16 protein-coding genes are annotated in these 18,055 nt (G+C 70.3%); 8 read left to right on the top strand and 8 right to left on the bottom strand.

All coding sequences use genetic code 11. From position 1 onward, the window contains the following. The first annotated feature begins 50 nt into the window (after positions 1-50). The 3 genes from qcrA to OG218_RS23525 all read left to right on the top strand — a co-directional run bounded on the left by qcrA (position 51) and on the right by OG218_RS23525 (position 3,611). A complete protein-coding gene (gene qcrA / locus OG218_RS23535) occupies positions 51-1,082 on the top strand; it encodes a cytochrome bc1 complex Rieske iron-sulfur subunit (RefSeq protein WP_328295646.1) in 1,032 nt (343 codons plus the stop codon). After that, positions 1,079-2,749 carry a cytochrome bc1 complex cytochrome b subunit gene (gene qcrB / locus OG218_RS23530; RefSeq protein WP_328295645.1) on the top strand — a complete coding sequence of 557 codons (1,671 nt, stop codon included), beginning with the start codon at positions 1,079-1,081 and terminating at the stop codon, positions 2,747-2,749. The genes qcrA and qcrB overlap by 4 nt, the downstream gene beginning before the upstream one ends. A gap of 100 nt (positions 2,750-2,849) precedes the next feature. Then, on the top strand, positions 2,850-3,611 hold the full coding sequence (locus OG218_RS23525) for an SDR family oxidoreductase (protein ID WP_328295644.1): 762 nt from the start codon (positions 2,850-2,852) through the stop codon (positions 3,609-3,611). A gap of 74 nt (positions 3,612-3,685) precedes the next feature. On the opposite strand, the gene OG218_RS23520 is transcribed toward OG218_RS23525, so the two are convergent. Next, a complete protein-coding gene (locus OG218_RS23520; RefSeq protein WP_328295643.1) occupies positions 3,686-4,657 on the bottom strand; it encodes a lysylphosphatidylglycerol synthase transmembrane domain-containing protein in 972 nt (323 codons plus the stop codon). Next, the gene (locus OG218_RS23515; protein WP_328295642.1) at positions 4,627-5,856 is read right to left on the bottom strand and encodes a L,D-transpeptidase; all 1,230 of its coding nucleotides are present in this window, start codon (positions 5,854-5,856) and stop codon (positions 4,627-4,629) included. The genes OG218_RS23520 and OG218_RS23515 overlap by 31 nt, the downstream gene beginning before the upstream one ends. A gap of 367 nt (positions 5,857-6,223) precedes the next feature. Here OG218_RS23515 and rutA point away from each other — a divergent pair, with 367 nt between their 5' ends. From rutA to OG218_RS23490, 5 genes are read left to right on the top strand one after another with little or no spacing between them, the layout of a single operon-like run. Next, positions 6,224-7,300, top strand: a complete 1,077-nt coding sequence (rutA, locus tag OG218_RS23510) for a pyrimidine utilization protein A (protein WP_328295641.1) — start codon at positions 6,224-6,226, stop codon at positions 7,298-7,300. Then, positions 7,297-8,205 (top strand): carbon-nitrogen hydrolase family protein, encoded by a 909-nt coding sequence (locus OG218_RS23505; RefSeq protein WP_328295640.1) that lies wholly within the window; start codon positions 7,297-7,299, stop codon positions 8,203-8,205. The genes rutA and OG218_RS23505 overlap by 4 nt, the downstream gene beginning before the upstream one ends. Before the next feature lie 52 nt (positions 8,206-8,257). After that, positions 8,258-9,439: a sugar ABC transporter substrate-binding protein gene (locus OG218_RS23500; RefSeq protein WP_328295639.1), complete on the top strand. Its 1,182-nt coding sequence runs from the start codon at positions 8,258-8,260 to the stop codon at positions 9,437-9,439. Beyond that, positions 9,436-11,031 (top strand): sugar ABC transporter ATP-binding protein, encoded by a 1,596-nt coding sequence (locus tag OG218_RS23495; protein WP_328295638.1) that lies wholly within the window; start codon positions 9,436-9,438, stop codon positions 11,029-11,031. Before OG218_RS23500 ends, OG218_RS23495 begins: the two co-directional genes overlap by 4 nt. Then, on the top strand, positions 11,028-12,041 hold the full coding sequence (locus OG218_RS23490) for an ABC transporter permease (RefSeq protein WP_328295637.1): 1,014 nt from the start codon (positions 11,028-11,030) through the stop codon (positions 12,039-12,041). Before OG218_RS23495 ends, OG218_RS23490 begins: the two co-directional genes overlap by 4 nt. Before the next feature lie 69 nt (positions 12,042-12,110). On the opposite strand, the gene OG218_RS23485 is transcribed toward OG218_RS23490, so the two are convergent. The 6 genes from OG218_RS23485 to OG218_RS23460 all read right to left on the bottom strand — a co-directional run bounded on the left by OG218_RS23485 (position 12,111) and on the right by OG218_RS23460 (position 18,053). Further along, positions 12,111-12,512 (bottom strand): cytochrome c oxidase subunit 4, encoded by a 402-nt coding sequence (locus tag OG218_RS23485; RefSeq protein WP_328295636.1) that lies wholly within the window; start codon positions 12,510-12,512, stop codon positions 12,111-12,113. Between the two features lie 2 nt (positions 12,513-12,514). Beyond that, positions 12,515-14,281: an aa3-type cytochrome oxidase subunit I gene (ctaD, locus tag OG218_RS23480; protein WP_328295635.1), complete on the bottom strand. Its 1,767-nt coding sequence runs from the start codon at positions 14,279-14,281 to the stop codon at positions 12,515-12,517. Continuing rightward, positions 14,281-15,240 (bottom strand): aa3-type cytochrome oxidase subunit II, encoded by a 960-nt coding sequence (gene ctaC / locus OG218_RS23475; protein WP_328295634.1) that lies wholly within the window; start codon positions 15,238-15,240, stop codon positions 14,281-14,283. The genes ctaD and ctaC overlap by 1 nt, the downstream gene beginning before the upstream one ends. Before the next feature lie 91 nt (positions 15,241-15,331). Continuing rightward, a complete protein-coding gene (gene aat / locus OG218_RS23470; protein ID WP_328295633.1) occupies positions 15,332-16,195 on the bottom strand; it encodes a leucyl/phenylalanyl-tRNA--protein transferase in 864 nt (287 codons plus the stop codon). After that, positions 16,179-16,550 carry a HesB/IscA family protein gene (locus OG218_RS23465; protein ID WP_328295632.1) on the bottom strand — a complete coding sequence of 124 codons (372 nt, stop codon included), beginning with the start codon at positions 16,548-16,550 and terminating at the stop codon, positions 16,179-16,181. Before OG218_RS23465 ends, aat begins: the two co-directional genes overlap by 17 nt. A gap of 90 nt (positions 16,551-16,640) precedes the next feature. Then, the gene (locus tag OG218_RS23460; protein WP_328295631.1) at positions 16,641-18,053 is read right to left on the bottom strand and encodes a dipeptidase; all 1,413 of its coding nucleotides are present in this window, start codon (positions 18,051-18,053) and stop codon (positions 16,641-16,643) included. Positions 18,054-18,055: the final 2 nt, after the last annotated feature.

Genomic DNA, 18,055 nt, shown 5'->3' with positions numbered 1-18,055 from the left:
ATCTGCAACACCGCGAAGCGACAGGCGAAGGAACCGGACGGACAGGGAGCATGAGCGACATCGAACGCGCCGAAGAGGCGCACGGGCAGGCGAACACCACCCTCGCCAAGCCCTCAGGCGGCGTTCCCGACCGCTTCGACAACCCGGGGCTGCCGGAGCACCGGCACCGCATGGGTGACACCGACCCGGCCGCCGCCCGGCGCGCCGAACGTCAGGTCGCCTTCTTCCTGATCCTCTCGATGATCGGCACGATCGGGATCATCGTCTCGATCATCGCGATCAAGTACGACGACAGCTTCGAGCGGGTCAGCCTGTCGACGAAGGCGATCGGCCTGTCGATGTTCGTCTCCCTCTTCGCCCTCGGGGTCGGGGCGGTGCACTGGGCCAAGACCCTCATGCCCGACGACGAGCGCATCGACCTCCGTCACCGCCAGCGCGGGACCACCGCCGAGCGTGACGAAGCCGTGGGGATCCTCAAGGAGGGCACCGCGGAGGCCGGTCTGGGGCGTCGTCCGCTCATCCGCAACACCCTCGTCGGTGCGCTGGCACTCTTCCCGATCCCCGCGGTGTTCTTCTTCCGCGACACGGGTCCGCTGCCCGGCAACAAGCTCTCCATCACGATGTGGGAAGCGGGCACCCACCTGGTCAAGGACCCCGAGGGTGGTCGCATCCGTGCGGCGGACGTCAGCATCGGGTCTGTCGTCCACGTGCTGCCCGAAGGCATCGAGAACGCCGAGTCGGTCCTCAACGAGAAGGCCAAGTCGGCCGTGCTGCTCATGCGTCTGGACGAGGGTCTGCTGACGCAGAAGTCCGCAGAGTGGGGGGTCGACGGAACCGTCGCCTACTCCAAGATCTGCACTCACATGGGCTGCCCGGTGGCCCTCTACGAACAGCAGACCCACCACCTGCTGTGCCCGTGTCACCAGTCGACGTTCGACCTGACGCAAGACTGCAAGGTGATCTTCGGCCCCGCCAAGAGGGCCCTCCCCCAACTGCCCATCGCGGTGGATGACGAGGGGTACCTCGTGGCGACGGACGGCTTCGACGAAGCCGTGGGCCCGAGCTTCTGGGAGCGCGGATGAGCACCATCGACAAGGCGGCCGGTGGCGTCGCGAACTTCGCCGACGACACCGTCGGCGCGAGCAAGGTCGTCAACGGGTTCGCCCGCAAGATCTTCCCCGACCACTGGTCGTTCATGCTCGGCGAGATCACGCTGTACAGCTTCGTGATCCTGCTGCTCACGGGCACCTTCCTCACGTTCTTCTACGAGCCGTCCGCGGCCGAGACGACGTACAACGGCATCTACCTGCCGCTGACGGGACAGCACGTCTCGGAGGCCTACGAGTCCACCCTGCGGTTGTCCTTCGACGTCCGTGGTGGACTGCTGATGCGCCAAGTCCACCACTGGGCCGCGCTGGTCTTCGTGGCCGCGACGGTCGTGCACATGTGCCGGGTGTTCTTCACCGGCGCGTTCCGCAAGCCGCGTGAGGTCAACTGGGTCATCGGCGTCCTGCTCGCCGTCCTCGCCGTCGGCGAGGGGTTCACCGGGTACTCGCTGCCGGACGACCTCCTCTCCGGTACCGGTATCCGCATCGCGTCGGCGATCATCCTCGCGATCCCGGTGGTCGGGAGCTACATCAGCTTCTTCCTCTTCGGTGGCGAGTTCCCCGGGACGGACTTCATCCCGCGGTTCTTCACCATCCACATCCTGCTGCTGCCGGCGATCATGCTCGCGCTCATCGCGGTGCACCTCATGTTCGTCGTCGTGCACAAGCACACCCAGTACCCCGGCCCGGGCCGCACCGAGGACAACGTCGTCGGCTTCCCCCTCTTCCCGGTGTACATGGCCAAGGCCGGCGGGTTCTTCTTCCTGGTCTTCGGGGTCATCGCCCTCATCGCGTCGCTGGTCTCGATCAACCCGATCTGGGCCTACGGCTCCTACGACCCCTCGCCCGTCACCGCCGGTTCGCAGCCGGACTGGTACATGGGTTGGACCGACGGTGCAGTCCGGCTGATGCCGGGGTGGCTGGAGTTCCAGCTGTGGGGTCACACCTTCTCGTTCAACATCCTGATGGCTCTCGTCATCTGCGGCTTGATGGTCCTCGCGGCGGTCGTCTACCCCTGGATCGAGCAGGCGGCGACGGGCGACCGTCGTGAGCACCACCTGCTGGACCGGCCGCGCAACCAGCCGACCCGTACGGGTCTCGGTGTGATGGCGCTGACGTTCTACGTCCTGCTGTGGATCTCGGGCGGCAACGACATCATCGCCCACATGTTCTCGTTGTCGATCAACGACATCACGCGCTTCCTGCGGCTCGCCGTATTCGTCCTCCCGGCCCTCGCGTTCGTCATCACCAAGCGCATCTGCCTCGGCCTGCAGCGGGCCGACCGCGAAAAGGCGTTGCACGGTCGCGAGACCGGGCGCATCGTCCGCCTCCCCCACGGTGAGTTCATCGAGGTCCACGCCCCGTTGACCGATTTGGAGCGGTGGACCCTGGTCCAGCACGACAACCCGCGCCCCATGGAGATCGACGACCGCGTCGACGCTGGGAACCCGGACACGATCTACGGGAAGATCCAGCGCCAGCTGTCGAAGTTCTACTTCGAAGACCGCGTCGAGCCGGTGACCCCGACGGAACTGGCCGCCTCGCACCACGACGAGCACAGTGAGCTCGAGAACGCCCACGCCGACGAGCTCGAGCGGGGTGACAACCCGGCCATCGGGACGTCGCAGACGACCCACGGCTGATCAGCTCCACCGAAGGGCCCCGAGCCGGGAACGGTTCGGGGCCCTTCTGCTGTCCCTCGACACGTCGAACCGTTGAACCGAACAGTTAGGCTCTCCCCCCGTGACTTCCCCCCTCGCCCCTGACACCCTGACCGGCAAGCGCGTCCTCGTCACCGGTTCCTCCCGCGGCATCGGCGCCCAGACCGTCACGTACTTCGCTCAGGCGGGTGCGTCCGTGGTGATCAACTACCGCAACAAGGCCGTCCGCGCCGAGAAGCTCGTCGCCCAGCTCACCGAGTCGGGCGCCACGGCCTTCGCCGTCGCCGCGGACCTGACGGACGACGCCTCCGTCACCGCGATGTTCGACACGGTCCGCGCCGAACTCGGTGGTCTCGACGTGCTGGTGCTCAACGCCTCGGGCGGCATGGAACAGGGCATGGCCGAGGACTACGCGATGCAGCTCAACCGCGACGCCCAGGTGCGCGTCCTGCAGACCGCGCTCCCCCTGCTCGCCGCCGGCTCCCGCATCGTCTTCGTCACCAGCCACCAGGCGCACTTCATCAACACGACCGAGACCATGCCGGAGTACGAAGCGGTCGCGCGCAGCAAGCGGGCCGGAGAGGACGCACTGCGGGCTCTCCTCCCCGATCTCGAGGCGCGCGGGATCGAGTTCGTCGTCGTGTCCGGGGACATGATCGAGGGCACCATCACCGCCACCCTGCTCGAACGCTCCAACCCCGGTGCGCTGGCCACCCGCAAGGAGGCCGCCGGCAAGCTCTACGACGTCGCCGAGTTCGCCGCCGAGGTGGCGAGTGCCGCGGTCGACCCGGTCCCCGCGGACCACACCCGCTACGTCGGCGACACGGGCAGCTTCACCGGCTGATCCCGCCCGCCCGGGTGGGAACCGTCGACGCACCGGGCGGACCGTCTCGCCCGGTGCGTCGACGGTCCGAACCCCTAGACCGCGCGGCGCCGCCGCAGCCAGAGGAGAGCGACCCAGGCGAAGGGTACGCGGAGCCAGAACGTCAGGGCCCGGTAGAGGAGCGCGGCGGAGAGAGCGGGCACCGGGTCGAGCCCCGACGCCACCAGTCCCGCGGCCAGTGAGGCCTCGGAGGCGCCGATGCCCCCCGGAACGGGGATCGCGGCGGCGACGGCGGAGCTCCCGACGACGACGAGCACCAGCAGGGGCAGCGAGGGGTCTCCCCCGACCGCACGGGCGCAGCAGAGCAGGGTGGAGGCGAACCCCAGGGGCACCGCCAGGTGTCCGAGCAGGGCCACCAGGACGCGGGTCGGGTGGGTCAGGACGCGGCGCAGCGCCGGCCATTCCGCCCGGACCGGCTCGACCACCTTCTCGGCGACGAGACGCCGGGCGCGGGGCCACCAGCGGACGACGAGGAACAGCACGCCCGCGAGCACGACCGCCCCGCCGAGGACCGGCCAGGGCAGCGACACCCCGGCCTCGGGCTCGCGACCCGCGAGGAGGACGCAGCCGAGCAGGAGCACCGCGGTGACGACGAACGAGGTGGACTGGACGATGCCGATGGTGGTGGCCGCGACCGCGAGCGGCAGGCCCCGCTGCTGCAGGTAGCGGACGGTCAGCGCGACCCCCCCGGTGCTCGACGGGGTGACGAGGTTGACGAAGGACGTCGCGAGCCAGAGCAGGCAGGTCCGCACGACCGGGATCCGCACGGGCGAGAGGGCCGTCATGGAGGCGACGTTGCCGAGCAGGGGGACGACGGCGACGATCGCGGCGATCGTCACCCAGCCGGGGTCGGCGGAGCGCAGCCGCTCCCCCAGGTCGGCCCCCTGCAGACGGTGCACGAGGACGACCACGGCCACGACGGTGGCGACCGCGAGGAGGGCCCGCCAGGAGCGACGGGCCCACAGTCGGCGGCGTCTCAGGCGGTCAGCGCGGAGCCCTGGCGCCACTGGTCGTAGGTCTCGTTCCACACGTTGAAGCCGTTGCCGGGTTCGATGCCGCGGTCGCTGCCGGTGTAGGTCACGACGTCACCGACCTTGGAGTTCTGGAACATCCACTGCGCGTTCTCGGTGCTCATGCCCGTGCAGCCGTGACTGACGTTCGCCCTGCCCTGCGAGGCGACGGACCACGGGGCGGCGTGCAGGAACTCCCCCGAGTTGGTGAGACGCATCGCGTACTTCACGTCGAGGTTGTAGTAGCGCGGGTCGTCCTGCCCGATGCCGGTGGTCTCGGAGTTCATCTCCCGGGACTTCTCGAGACTCATGATCACCTTGGTGCCGCTGCGGGTGACGAACTGCCCGCCGCTGCCGGACTGCCCCAGGGTGACGGGGATGGTCTTGAGGACCTCACCGTCGCGGGTGACGGTGAGGGTGTGCGCGCCGATGTCGACGGTGCTGAGCATCGCGGAGCCGATCGTGAAGTCGATGTCGCGGCTCTTGCCCCACACGCCCGGGGCGACCTCGATCGCGCCGAGCGCGAGGCCGACGTGCACCGTGCTGTGCGCGGGCCAGTACTGCTCGGGCCGGAACTCGACCTTGGTGTCGGAACGCCAGTTCCACGACCCGGCGACGGGGTTCGGGGACCCCGTGACGGTCATGTTCTGCTCGACGACGCTGCGCTTGTCCTTGGCGACGGGGGCGTCGAAGGTGACGATGACCGGCATCCCGACCCCGACCTCGGAACCGGCCAGCGGCGCCACGGCCGGGAAGGCTGTCTCGGTCGGGGTCAACGTCGTGAGGGTGCTGTCCCGCGTCGCGGCCGAACCCGCGGTGTTCGTGGCGACGGCGTGCACGGCGTAGGCCGTGGCCGGCGCGAGTGCCGCGCTGCTGGTCCACGTGGTCCCGGCGGCGTCCACGGCACCGGCCAGCGGGGTGCCGTCGGCCGCGGTCACGGTGACGTCGGTGAGCTTGCCCCCGGCCGCGGTGACGGTGACGGGTGCGTCCGGACGGACGTCACCGGTCAGGTCGGCCGGGGTCACGGTGATCGTGGCCGGCGGTGCGGACGGCGTCCCGCTCGCGGACGGCTTCCCGGCCGCGCCGGAGTCGGCGTCCGACTGGCAGGCGGTCAGCCCGAACGGCAGGGCGACCCCTGCCAGGACCGCCGCGACGATCGTGCGTCGCCGCACCTGGACGTACGTGCTGTTCTCCACCGAGCGCTTCTCCCCCGGGTCACCAGGACCCTCTCGTACTTCCCCCGCCGTCGATCCTCGCACCTGGACGGCTCACCCTGGTGACGCCGCGCGGACACGTCGCGTTGCACGCGTGCACATCACGATCCGGTCACGGTCGCGACAGGCACCGACCGGGGTGCCAGCAACGGGAGACCGCGATCCCCGGACGACCAGCCGCAGGGTTTCCCCGCCCGGGCAGGGCCCCGGATGTTCCCGGCCCCGGCGAAACGAGCTGTTCACAGGAACGAGACGAGCAAGCAACGCGGACGACCTACGTTCGACTCGAGTGACATTCGAAGTCATCGAAGCAGGTCACGCACCCACCCACGACCAACCGAGGAGTCTCGTGGACGTCGGCGTCTTCATCCCGATCGGCAACAACGGCTGGCTCATCTCCACGTCGTCGCCGCAGTACATGCCCAGCTTCGAACTGAACAAGACCATCGTCCAGAAGGCGGAGCAGCACGGGTTCGACTTCGCCCTCTCGATGATCAAACTCCGCGGTTTCGGCGGGGAGACGGAGTTCTGGGACCACAACCTGGAGTCCTTCACGTTGATGGCCGGGCTCGCGGCGGTCACCGACCGCATCAAGCTCTACGCCTCGACCGCGATCCTCACCCTGCCCCCGGCGTTGGTCGCCCGCATGGTGTCGACCATCGACTCGATCGCCCCCGGGCGGATCGGCGTGAACATCGTCACCGGGTGGGCCCCGAAGGAGTACTCGCAGATGGGTCTCTGGCCCGGCGACGACCACTTCCGCGACCGCTACCGCCGCGCCGAGGAGTACGTGCGGGTCCTGCGCGACCTCACCGAGAACGGTCGCAGCGACCTCGAGGGCGAGTTCTACACGATGGACGACTGCGTGCTCTCCCCCCGCCCCGGACACATCGACGTCGTCGCCGCCGGTCAGTCCGAGACCGGGATCCGCTTCGCGGCCGAGAACACCGAGTACGACTTCCTCAACGGCGTCGGGATCAACACCCCGACCGCGATGGCCCCGCACGGCGAACGCCTGCTGGCCGCGACGAAGGAGTCCGGGCGCGACGTCGGCGCGCTCGCCCTGTTCATGGTGATCGCCGACGAGACCGACGAGCTGGCCATGGCGAAGTGGCACGACTACCACGCCAACGCCGACCTCTCCGCCCTCGACTACCGCGCCGACGAGGCCGCCGCCGACGTGCACGCCGACGCTGACTCGACCGCCCGCACCATCTCCCTCCCCGAGGGCGCGGTGAACTTCAACATGGGAACCCTCATCGGTTCCTACGCCTCCGTCGCGCGGATGCTCGACGAGTTGTCCACGGTCCCCGGGATCGCCGGCGTCATGCTGACCTTCGACGACTTCGTCGCCGGCGTGGACGCGTTCGGGGAACGCATCCAGCCGCTCATGACCAGTCGCCGGCACGTGGCGGTCCCCGCGTGAGCCGGGTCCTGCGCGCGGCGGTCGTCCAGGCCGGGGAGTCCACCGAAGACCTCGACGCGAACCTCGATCCACTGGAAGCGCTGGTGCGCAGGGCATCCCGACGCGACGACGGGACGTCCCCGGACCTCGTGCTGCTCCCGGAACTCATCACCACCCCCTACTTCTGCACCTCCCGGGCGACGGACCGCTCCGGGTGGGCGCAGACCCTGCCCGGGCCCACCACCGGACGCTTCGCCGCCCTCGCCCGCGAACTCGGGGTCGCGATCGTCTGGGGGATGTACGAGCGGACGGGTTCCGACGTCCTGCACAACTCCGCCGTCGCGGTCGACGCGAACGGCGACCTGCTCCCCTGGCGGGACGCCGACGGGAACAGCCGCCCGGCCTACCGGAAGTTGTCGTTGCCGGCCAACCACGTCGGTGGTGTCGACGTGGACGAGAAGTTCTTCTTCTCCCCCGGCGCCTCCCCCGTCGTCCTCGACGTGCTCGGGGTCCGCTTCGCCTGCGTCATCTGCTACGACCGGTCCTTCCCCGAGCACTGGGCGCTGGCCCGGGCGATGGGCGCCGAGGTCGTGCTGGCCGTCGTGAGTTCCCTGGGGAGCCGGGAGGAGCTGTTCCTGCAGGAACTGTCGATCCGGGCGATGGAGTCGCAGGTGTTCGTCCTCGCCGCCAACCGGGCCGGCGCCGAGGAGCTCAACGGCCACCGGGTCAGCTACTTCGGCCGTTCCTGCGCGGTCGACCCCACCGGCGCCGTCCTCTCCGAGGCACCCGCGCACTCCGCCGGAGCAGTCCTGCAGGTCGACCTGGACCTCGACCTGGTCACCCGCACCCGCGCGGCGTTCCCGTTGTCGCGCGACCGCCGTTCCGACGTCGTCGAACTGCTCGCCCGCCTCGTCGCGACCCGCTGAACCACCAGCACGAAACCCCCCACGAACTCCCGCCGACCCTCCAGGAGCTCCTGTGCCCGTCGCCTCGCCGCGCCGCCCCTCGTTCCGGGCCGCTGCCCTCCTCCTCGCCGTCGGCCTGTCCGCGACCCTCACCGCCTGCAGCAGTTCCGACGCCTCGACCGGTGGTGGTTCCGGCGACGTCGACCAGGCCGGGGTGACCGCGGCCGCGGCCGCGGTCGAGGCCGCCAGCGTCGACCCGACGTTCACCCTCGACGCCCCGGCGTTCGCGATGTCCGGTATCAAGGGCAAGAAGATCTTCAACATCCCGAACTCCAGCGCGATCCCCTACATCCAGGCCGTCGACGACGAGAGCGCGACGATCGCCGAGAAGTACGGAGCCACCTGGGTGGAGTACACCAACCAGGGCACCCCCACCGAGCACAGCGCCGGGATCGACCAGGCCATCAGCCAGGGCGCGGACCTCATCGTGCTCGCGCAGGGCATCAACGCCGACCTGCTGACCCCGGCCCTGCAACGGGCCAAGACCGCGGGCATCCCGGTCATCGTGACCCACACCCAGCAGACGGGGACGACGTTCAGCGCCACCTCGGCGCCCCTGATCGCGGCTCAGGTCACGGCCCCGTTCAACGAGGCCGCCGCCCTCATCGCGAACTGGTCCATCGCCGACTCCGGGGGTTCGGTCGACGCCGTCATCATCACCTCCCAGGAGGTGCCGCCCTCCAACGGCATGGTCGAGGCGATGCAGGCCACGCTGAAGGAGAACTGCCCCTCCTGCACGAGCAAGGTCGTCAACGTCCCGACCACCGACTGGGCGACGAAGATCTCCGGCGAGGTCCAGACCGCCCTGCAGTCCGACCCGGAGGTGAACTACGTCCTGCCGATCTACGACTCCATGTCGATCTACGCGCAGCAGGGCATCACCGCGACCGGGAAGACCGGCCAGGTCCAGATGGCCTCGTTCAACGGGACCCCCGACCTGCTGAAGCTCATCCAGGACGGCGACGTCATGGCGATGGACGTCGGCGAGAACATCTCCTGGCTGGCCTACTCGACGTTGGACCAGGCCGGGCGCGTCCTGACCGGGGCCCCGATCGTCGAGGACGGCGACGAGGGCACCCCGCTGAAGGTCTTCACCGACGACAACGTCGCCGAGACGGGCACCCCGCCGGCCGCCGGCACCGGCTACGGCGACGCCTACGTCGCGGGGTACGAGGCGCTCTGGGGCCGACCGTGACAGCCGCCCCCGCCATCCGGCTGACCGGGCTGACCAAGACCTTCGGCGGCCACCGCGCCCTGGACGACGTCAGCCTGGAGATCCCCGCCGGGACCGTCCACGGGCTCCTGGGGGAGAACGGGTCGGGCAAGTCGACCCTCATCAAGGTCCTCACCGGGGTCTACGAGCCGGACGCCGGAGCGGTCCTGGAGGTGGGGGGCCGCCCTGCCCCCCTGCCGCTGGCCCCGGGGGCCTTCCGGGCCCTCGGGATCAGCGTCGTGCACCAGGACCTCGGGTTGCTGCCCGAGCTGTCCGTGGCCGAGAACATGCGCATCGCCCAGGGGATCGCCACCCGTCGCGCGGTGGTCTCCTGGCGGACCGAACGCCGACTGGCGGGCGAGACCCTGCGCCGGCACGGCCTCGACATCGACCCGGCCGCCGCGGTCTCCACCCTCAGCGACACCGAACGGGCGCTGGTGGCGATCCTGCGCGCGGTCGACGAGCTCGGGGACTCCCGCACGCTGCTGATCCTCGACGAGCCCACCGTCTTCCTCCCCCGCGAGGGCACCGACCTGCTGTTCCGGGTCGTGCGCGACCTCGTCGCGGACGGCCGCACCTCGGTCCTGCTGGTCTCCCACGACCTCACCGAGGTGCTGGAGCACACCGCCCAGGTCACCGTCCTGCGCGACGGTCGCCGGGCGGGGACGGTGGACTCCGCCACGACGGACCCGGTCGGTCTCACCGAGCTGATCGTGGGCGCCGACCTGGCCGCGGCCCTGCGCAAGCGCGCCGACGCGGACGCACCGGGTCCGCAGCCGGGACCGGTCCCGGGGCAGGGCCTGGTCCAGGTCGCCCGCCTGGTCGCGCCACGCCTGCACGGGGTGTCCTTCGACGTCGGACGCGGCGAGGTCCTCGGGCTCACCGGGTTGGCCGGTTCCGGCTACGACGAGGTCCTCCCCGCGCTCTACGGAGCCGCGGACGACGTCTCCGGGGACCTCCTCGTCGACCGCGACGCCCTCCAGCTCTCGTCCCTGACCCCCGCCCGGGCCCTCGGCGTGGGGATCGTCCTGGTTCCCGCCGACCGTCGCCGCGACGGTGGCATCGCCGAGGAGTCGGTGGAGCGGAACGTGACGATGCCGGTCATGACGACGCTGGGGTCGCGGTTCCGCCTCGACCGCCGTGCCCTGCAGCGCCGGGCCCAGGAGCTGTCCCGGCGCTACGACGTGCGGCCCTTCGACCCGGGCAAGGCGTTCGGGACCCTCTCCGGCGGCAACCAGCAGAAGGCCGTCCTGGCCAAGTGGTTGCAGACCGACCCGCGGGTCGTCCTGCTCGCCGAACCGACCCAGGGGATCGACGTGGGCGCCAAGGCCTTCGTCTTCGACCTGCTGCGCCAGGCGGCCGAGCGGGGCGCCTCGATCCTGCTCGCCAGCTCCGACTACGAGCAGCTCGCCACGGTCTGCGACCGCGTCCTGGTCCTGGCCCGCGGCCACGTGGTCGCCGAACTGAGCGGCGCCGAGCTCACCCAGGCCACGCTGTCCGACCGCGTCCTGTCCAGCACCCGGCTGCTGGACACCCACTTCCCCGTCCCCACCCAGACCAGGGAGGCCTCGTGAGCACGAGCACCCGCACCGCCACGTCCACCGACCCCAGCACGGAGGCCGGTGGCCGGAGCCGGTGGCGACTGGCTCCGCACGCCGAGCGGTTCGCCCTCATCGGCGTCTGGGTCGTCGTCCTGGTGGTGTTCTCCCTCGCCCGGCCGCAGACCTACCCGACCGCCGGGAACCTGCAGGGCGTCCTGGGTTCCCAGGCGGTCCTGCTGGTCGCCTCCCTCGGTGTCCTGCTCCCCCTCATCACCGGGGAGTTCGACCTCTCGGTCGCCTCCGCGCTGGGTCTGTCCTCCATGGTCACGGCCGTCATGAACGTCCAGCACGGCTGGAGCATCGGTGCGGCGGTGCTGGCCGGGGTCGCCTCCGCGCTCTGCGTGGGCATCGTCAACGCCCTCGGCGTCGTCGTGTTCGGGATCCCGTCGTTCATCGTGACGCTCGGGTCCGGCACCTTCGCGCTCGGCGTCGTGCAGTGGATCTCGGGGCAGTCCACGGTGACCGGGATCGACCCCCACCTCGTCCAGGCGACCGTCGGGACGCGACTGCTGGGGGTGCCGCTGCAGTTCTTCTACGGTCTCGCCGCCGCGGTCCTGCTCGCCGCGCTCCTGGAGTTCACCCCCCTGGGACGACGGCTGCTCTTCGTCGGTCGTTCCCCGCAGGTGGCGAAGCTGTCCGGGTTCGACGTCCCGCGCCTGCGGGCGGGGGCGTTCCTCGGGTGCTCGACCATCGCCGGTCTCGCCGGTGTCGTCTACGCCGGGGCCCTCGGCGGCGCCGACCCGTCCTCGGCGCAGTCGTTCCTGCTGCCGGCCTTCGCCGCGGCCTACCTCGGCGCGACCGCGATCGTCCCGGGCCAGTTCAACCCCCTCGGCACCGTCGTCGCCGTGTACTTCCTCTCCTCCGGGGTCGTCGGTCTGCAGATGCTGGGCGCGCAGAGCTTCGTCCAGCAGCTCTTCTACGGCGGGGCGCTGGTCGTGGCCGTCGGCCTCTCCCGCTACGTCCGCCACCGCGCGACCCGCTGAGCCCCCACCGCACGACGAAGGGCCCCGCACCGGATTCCGGTGCGGGGCCCTTCCTCGTGCGGGTGGAACTCAGTGGGCGTGCTCGCCCTTGTAGTACTCGAAGACCCAGCCGACGATCATCGGCACGGAGATGACGACCCCGATGAACCAGAGCCACCAGCCGACCGCGACCCCGAAGAAGGTCACCGCCCCGCCGGCGGAGAGGAACAACGGCCACCAGGAGTGCGGGGAGAACATGCCCTGCTCGCCCGCGCCTTCGCTGATGTCGGCCCGGGGGTTGTCCTCGGGACGCTCGTCGATACGCCGTGCGGTGATGGTCAGGTAGGTACCGACCAGCAGGGCGAGACCACCGGTGAGCAGCAGGGCGATGAAGCCGACCCACTCCGTCCACTGGGTCAGCATCCCGTAGACGAACGCGACGGGGACGAAGAACAGGATCCCGCCGGAGAACAGCCAGGTTTCGGGTTTCATCGTCAGCGGCCTTCCGTCACGTCTTCACGGCCACGGCGGTCGGAACCGCCGTACACCGCGTCCAGCAGGTTGCCGCCGCCGTCGTGGATGTCGTGCGCGGCGATCTCGGGGTGGTGCAGGTCGAACGCCGGACGCTCCGAGCGGATCCGGGGCAGCGAGGTGAAGTTGTGCCGCGGCGGCGGGCAGGACGTCGCCCACTCCAGCGAGGCGCCGTAGCCCCAGGGGTCGTCCACGGTGACCTGCTCGCCGTGGCGGGCGGTGCGGTAGACGTTCCAGAGGAAGGGCAGGAACGACAGGCCCAGGATGAAGGACCCGATGGTGGAGATCTGGTTCATGGTGGTGAACCCCTCACCGGGCAGGTAGTCCGCGTAACGACGCGGCATCCCGGCCGCACCCAGCCAGTGCTGGATGAGGAAGGTCGTGTGGAACCCGACGAAGAGCAGCCAGAAGTGCAGCTTGCCCCAGCCCTCGTGCAGCATCTTCCCGGTCAGCTTCGGCCACCAGAAGTAGAAGCCGGCGAACATCGCGAAGACGACGGTCCCGAAGACGACGTAGTGGAAGTGCGCCACGACGAAGTAGGAGTCGGAGAGCTGGAAGTCCAGCGGAGGCGCGGAGAGGATGACGCCGGTCAGACCACCGAAGAGGAAGGTGATGAGGAAGCCGACGGCCCAGAGCATCGGGGTGTCGAAGGTCAGCGACCCGCGCCACATCGTGCCGATCCAGTTGAAGAACTTCACGCCCGTCGGGACCGCGATGAGCATCGTCATGAACGAGAAGAACGGCAGCAGGACCTTGCCGGTCACGTACATGTGGTGGGCCCAGACCGTCACCGAGAGGCCGGCGATGGAGATCGTCGCGAAGACGAGGCCCTTGTAGCCGAAGACGGGCTTGCGGCTGAACACCGGGAAGATCTCGGTCACGATGCCGAAGAACGGCAACGCGATGATGTAGACCTCCGGGTGCCCGAAGAACCAGAACAGGTGCTGCCAGAGGATCGGCCCACCGTTCGCGGCCTCGAAGACGTGGGCCCCGAGGATGCGGTCCGCGGCCAGCGCGAGCAGCGCGGCGGCCAGCACCGGGAAGGCCATCAGGACCAGCACGCTGGTGATGAGGGTGTTCCAGGTGAAGATCGGCATCCGGAACATCGTCATGCCGGGGGCGCGCATGCAGATGATCGTGGTGATGAAGTTGACGGCACCGAGGATCGTCCCGAACCCGGAGAACGCCAGGCCCATGACCCAGAGGTTCCCGCCCAGACCGGGCGAGTGGACGACGTCGCTCAGCGGCGCGTAGGCGAACCACCCGAAGGAGGCGGCGCCGCCGGGGGTGACGAAACCGGCCGCGGCGGTGAGACCGCCGAAGAGGAAGAGCCAGTACGCGAACATGTTCAGCCGCGGGAAGGCGACGTCCGGTGCACCGATCTGCAGCGGCATGATCGCGTTCGCGAAGGCGGAGAACAACGGCGTCGCGAACAGCAGCAGCATGATCGTGCCGTGCATCGTGAACGCCTGGTTGTACTCGTTCTTGGTGTTGAACACCTGCATGCCGGGCTCGAAGAGCTCGGCACGGATGAGCAGCGCCATGATCCCGGCGAGCAGGAACCAGATGAACGCGGTGATGAAGTAGAGGTTGCCGATGACCTTGTGGTCGGTGCTGGAGAGCCAGCCGGCGATGACCGCGCCACGACGGCGCGGGATGACCTGCCCCAGGGGCTGGCGCGTGGTGACGCGCGCTGCCGTCCCGGGCAGGTTGAAGCTCTCAGCAGCCATCAGCCGTTGTTCCCGTCACTGGTCGTGTCCTTCGCGGTCTCAGGGGCCTCGCCGACGGAGTCGGCCTGGACACCCGCGAGTTCCTCGGCACCGGCGAGGGTCGTCGGCAACGAGCCGGTCTGACCCGCGGCGTCGAGGTCGTCGAGGTGCTGCTGGTACTCCTCCGCCGAGACGACCTTCACGTTGAAGAGCATCTCGGAGTGGTACTCACCGCAGAGCTCGGCGCACTTGCCCTTGAAGGTCCCCTCCTTGGTGGGGGTGACCTGGAAGGCGTTCGGGCTGCCCGGGATGAGGTCCATCTTCATGAGGAACGCCGGGACCCAGAACGAGTGGATGACGTCGCGGGAGTACAGGTCGAAGCGGACCGTCTCGTTGACGGGCAGGTACAGCGTCGGGAGCTCGTCCTCGACGTCGGCCCGACCCGAGAGGTCGGCCTGACGACCGGTGTCGTAGACGCCCGGCTTGGAGTTGTCCTCGAGGTAGTTGAAGTCCCAGGACCACTTCTTGCCCACGACCTGGATCGTGACGTCCGGGGCCTTCTTCGTGTCGAGGATCGTCTGCTGGTCGCGCGCCACGTAGTAGAAGAGGACACCGACCATCATCACGGGGACGATCGTGTAGAGGATCTCGATCGGCATGTTGTAGCGGACCTGCGGCGGCATCTCCGGGTCGTTCTTGCGACGCCGGTAGGCCACGACGCACCAGATCGTCAGGGCCCAGACCAGGACGCCGACCGCCAGGGCGGCGATCCACGACCCGTCCCAGAGCTTGGAGATCCGGTCGGTCATGTCCGTCGCGCCGATGCTGGCGTTCGGCAGGAAGAAGTTGCTCGCCGAAGCGTCCGGCCAGTCGCCGGCGCAGCCGGACAGCAGCAGGGCCGCACCACCGGTGAGGGCGCCTGCCAGCAGTGCCTTGGGGGGACGGCGACGACGTGTCGCGCCCGAGTCTCGCGTGCCCAACGTCGGCCTTCCCACGGTTCGTGCGGTGAACGGGGACGTTTCGTGCTCCCGACGCGTTGGTCTTGAGCAGAGCCGTCCTTTGGTGAGGAGACTACCCCTTGTCGTAGTCGATGGGCCGATCGGGGCGTGCCGCGTCGTGCACCTCGTCGCGGGGCACCCCCGCAGCGGTGAACGCGCGGGGCACGGGCAGCGGCAGGGCGGCCCCGAGGAGGCGCAGGTAGGCCGTGCGGTCGACCTCCTCCACCCCCAGGGTGGCCAGGTGGTCGGTGCGCCACTGCACGTCGACGAGGCGACCCGGGACGCCATCGGCGGTCATCAGCTGCGCCAGCGCCACGACCGCCGCCTTGGAGGCGTCGGTGACGCGGTGGAACTTCGACTCCGCCGCGAAGAGCCCGCCGATGCTGAGGCCGTAGAGACCGCCGGCGAGCTCCCCGTCGAGGAAGACCTCGACGGAGTGCGCCCAGCCCAGCCGGTGCAGCCGGGCGTAGGCCCGGGCCACCTCCCGGGTGATCCAGGCGCCGCTGCGTCCGGGGTCGGCGCAGCCGGCGACGACCTCCTCGAAGGCGGTGTCGACGCGCACCTCGAAGCGGCGCGACGAGCGGCGCAACGACCGCGACACGTGGATCCGCTCGGGGACGAGGAGGCCACGGGGGTCCGGCGACCACCAGCCGACCGGCCCGGCACCGCCGCCCCCCAGGCCCATCGGGAAGAACCCGTGCCGGTAGGCCTCGAGGAGGGTCGCCGGGGAGAGGTCCCCACCCGCGGCGGCGAGGTCCTCCCCCGCCTCGACGGCGAGGTCGGCGAACCCGAAGAGGGCCGGACCCGGATCCCGGCGTCGGCGACCCTGCGGCCCCTCGGGCAGGGGTACCCGCCAGACGCAGTCGGCCCCCGCACCGGTGGGTGCGGGGGCCGACGGGTGCAGTGCGGGGTGCTGCGGATCAGCTGAAGGAGTCACCGCAGGCGCAGCTGCTCCCAGCGTTGGGGTTGTCGATCGTGAAGCCCTGCTTCTCGATCGTGTCCGCGAAGTCGATGGTGGCGCCCTCGAGGTAGGGGGTGCTCATCTTGTCCACGACGACCTCGACGCCGTCGAAGTCGCGCAGGGCGTCCCCGTCCAGCGTGCGCTCGTCGAAGTAGAGCTGGTAGATGAGGCCTGAGCAGCCACCGGGCTGGACGGCGATGCGCAGACGCAGGTCGTCGCGGCCCTCCTGCTCGAGCAGCGTGCGGACCTTCGTCGCGGCCACGTCGGTCAGCAGGACCCCGTGGCTCGCACCCGTCGACCCGGTGGTGGTCGTGTCGGTGGTCGTGGTCATGAGCATCGTCTCCAGATTCGCTCGCGGGGCCTTGCCGTGCAGTCCTCGTCAGGAACGGCGCGGTGACCGCGGATGTTCCCTGCCCCGAGGTTACGTCGCCGCGGAGAGACCGTCGAGCAGGAGCACCTCGCCGAGGCACGCGTGGGTGAAGTCCACCAGGTGCAGCGACTCGTCGGCCCCGTGGGCCCGGGAGTCGGGGTCCTCGACCCCGGTGACCAGGATCGCGGCGCCGGGGTAGACCGCGGCGAGGTCGGCGACGAACGGGATGGACCCGCCCATGCCCATCTCGACCGTCGGTGCGCCGTAGGCCTCGGCGAAGGCGGCCCGGGCCACGTCGTGCGCCGTGGAGGTGGTGTCGGCGGAGAACGCCTGCCCCTCCTCGCCGTCGGCGACGGTGACCCGCGCCCCGAACGGGGCGTTGGCCAGGAGGTGGCGCCGCAGGGCCGTCATCGCCGCCGACGGGTCCTGCCCCGGGGCGATGCGCATGCTGATCTTGGCCCGGGCGGAGGGGACCAGGGTGTTGCTGGCCCGGTCCACCGGGGTGGCGTCCAGGCCGATGACGGCGATGGCGGGCTTGGTCCAGAGCCGTTGCGCGATCGTCCCCGTCCCCGCGAGGTGGACCTGCGCCAGCACGCCGGCGTCGGAGCGGAACATCTCCTCCGTGAGGTCGACGTCGGGGGCGGAGGTGGTGAGCAGCCCCTTCACCGCCACGTCGCCGTTCTCGTCGTGCAGCGTCGCGAGCAGACGGGCCAGGCTGGTGAGGGCGTCGAGCACCGGCCCACCGTTGACCCCGGAGTGCACGGCGTGGGTGAGCACGTCGACGGTGACGTCGCAGTCGACGAGACCGCGCAGGGTGGTGGTGATCGCCGGGATCCCGATCCGCCAGTTGCCGGAGTCCGCGACGACGATGACGTCCGCGGCCAGCGCCTCGCGGTGCTGGGCGAGGAAGGCGCCGAAGGTCGGCGAGCCGATCTCCTCCTCCCCCTCCAGGAAGACGGTCACGCCGACCCCGTCCCCGGGGCCCCACAGCGGCAGCAGCGTGCGCAGGGCGTGGACGTGGGCCATCACCCCGGCCTTGTCGTCGGCGGCGCCGCGGCCGTAGAGGCGTCCGTCCCGTTCCGTCGGCTCGAAGGCGGGCGAGGACCAGGCGGCCTCCTCCCCCGGCGGCTGCACGTCGTGGTGGGCGTAGAGCAGGACGGTCGGGGCACCGGCCGGGGCCGGGCGGTGCGCGATCACGGCGGGGTTGGACTCCAGGTCCCCCTCGGGCGTCGCGGCGTGCGCCGTCACGATCTCCACGCTCGGCATCCCGGCCGTGCGCAGCAGTTCCACGGTGGCCTGCGCGCTGGCGCTGACGTGCGCGGCGTCGAAGGCGCGCGCCGAGACGCTGGGGATGCGCACGAGCGCCTCGAGGTCGGCGCGGGTGGCGGCGTCCTGGGCGCTCGAGGCGGCCCGCAGGGCGGCGGTGCGGTCGGGTCCGGGGGATGGCAGCGTGAGGTCCGTCACGA

The sequence above is a fragment of the Kineococcus sp. NBC_00420 genome, from assembly GCF_036021035.1.
GTDB lineage: Bacteria > Actinomycetota > Actinomycetes > Actinomycetales > Kineococcaceae > Kineococcus.
Note: the sequence above shows the minus strand (reverse complement) of the source record. Positions and strands in the feature narration are given on the sequence as shown.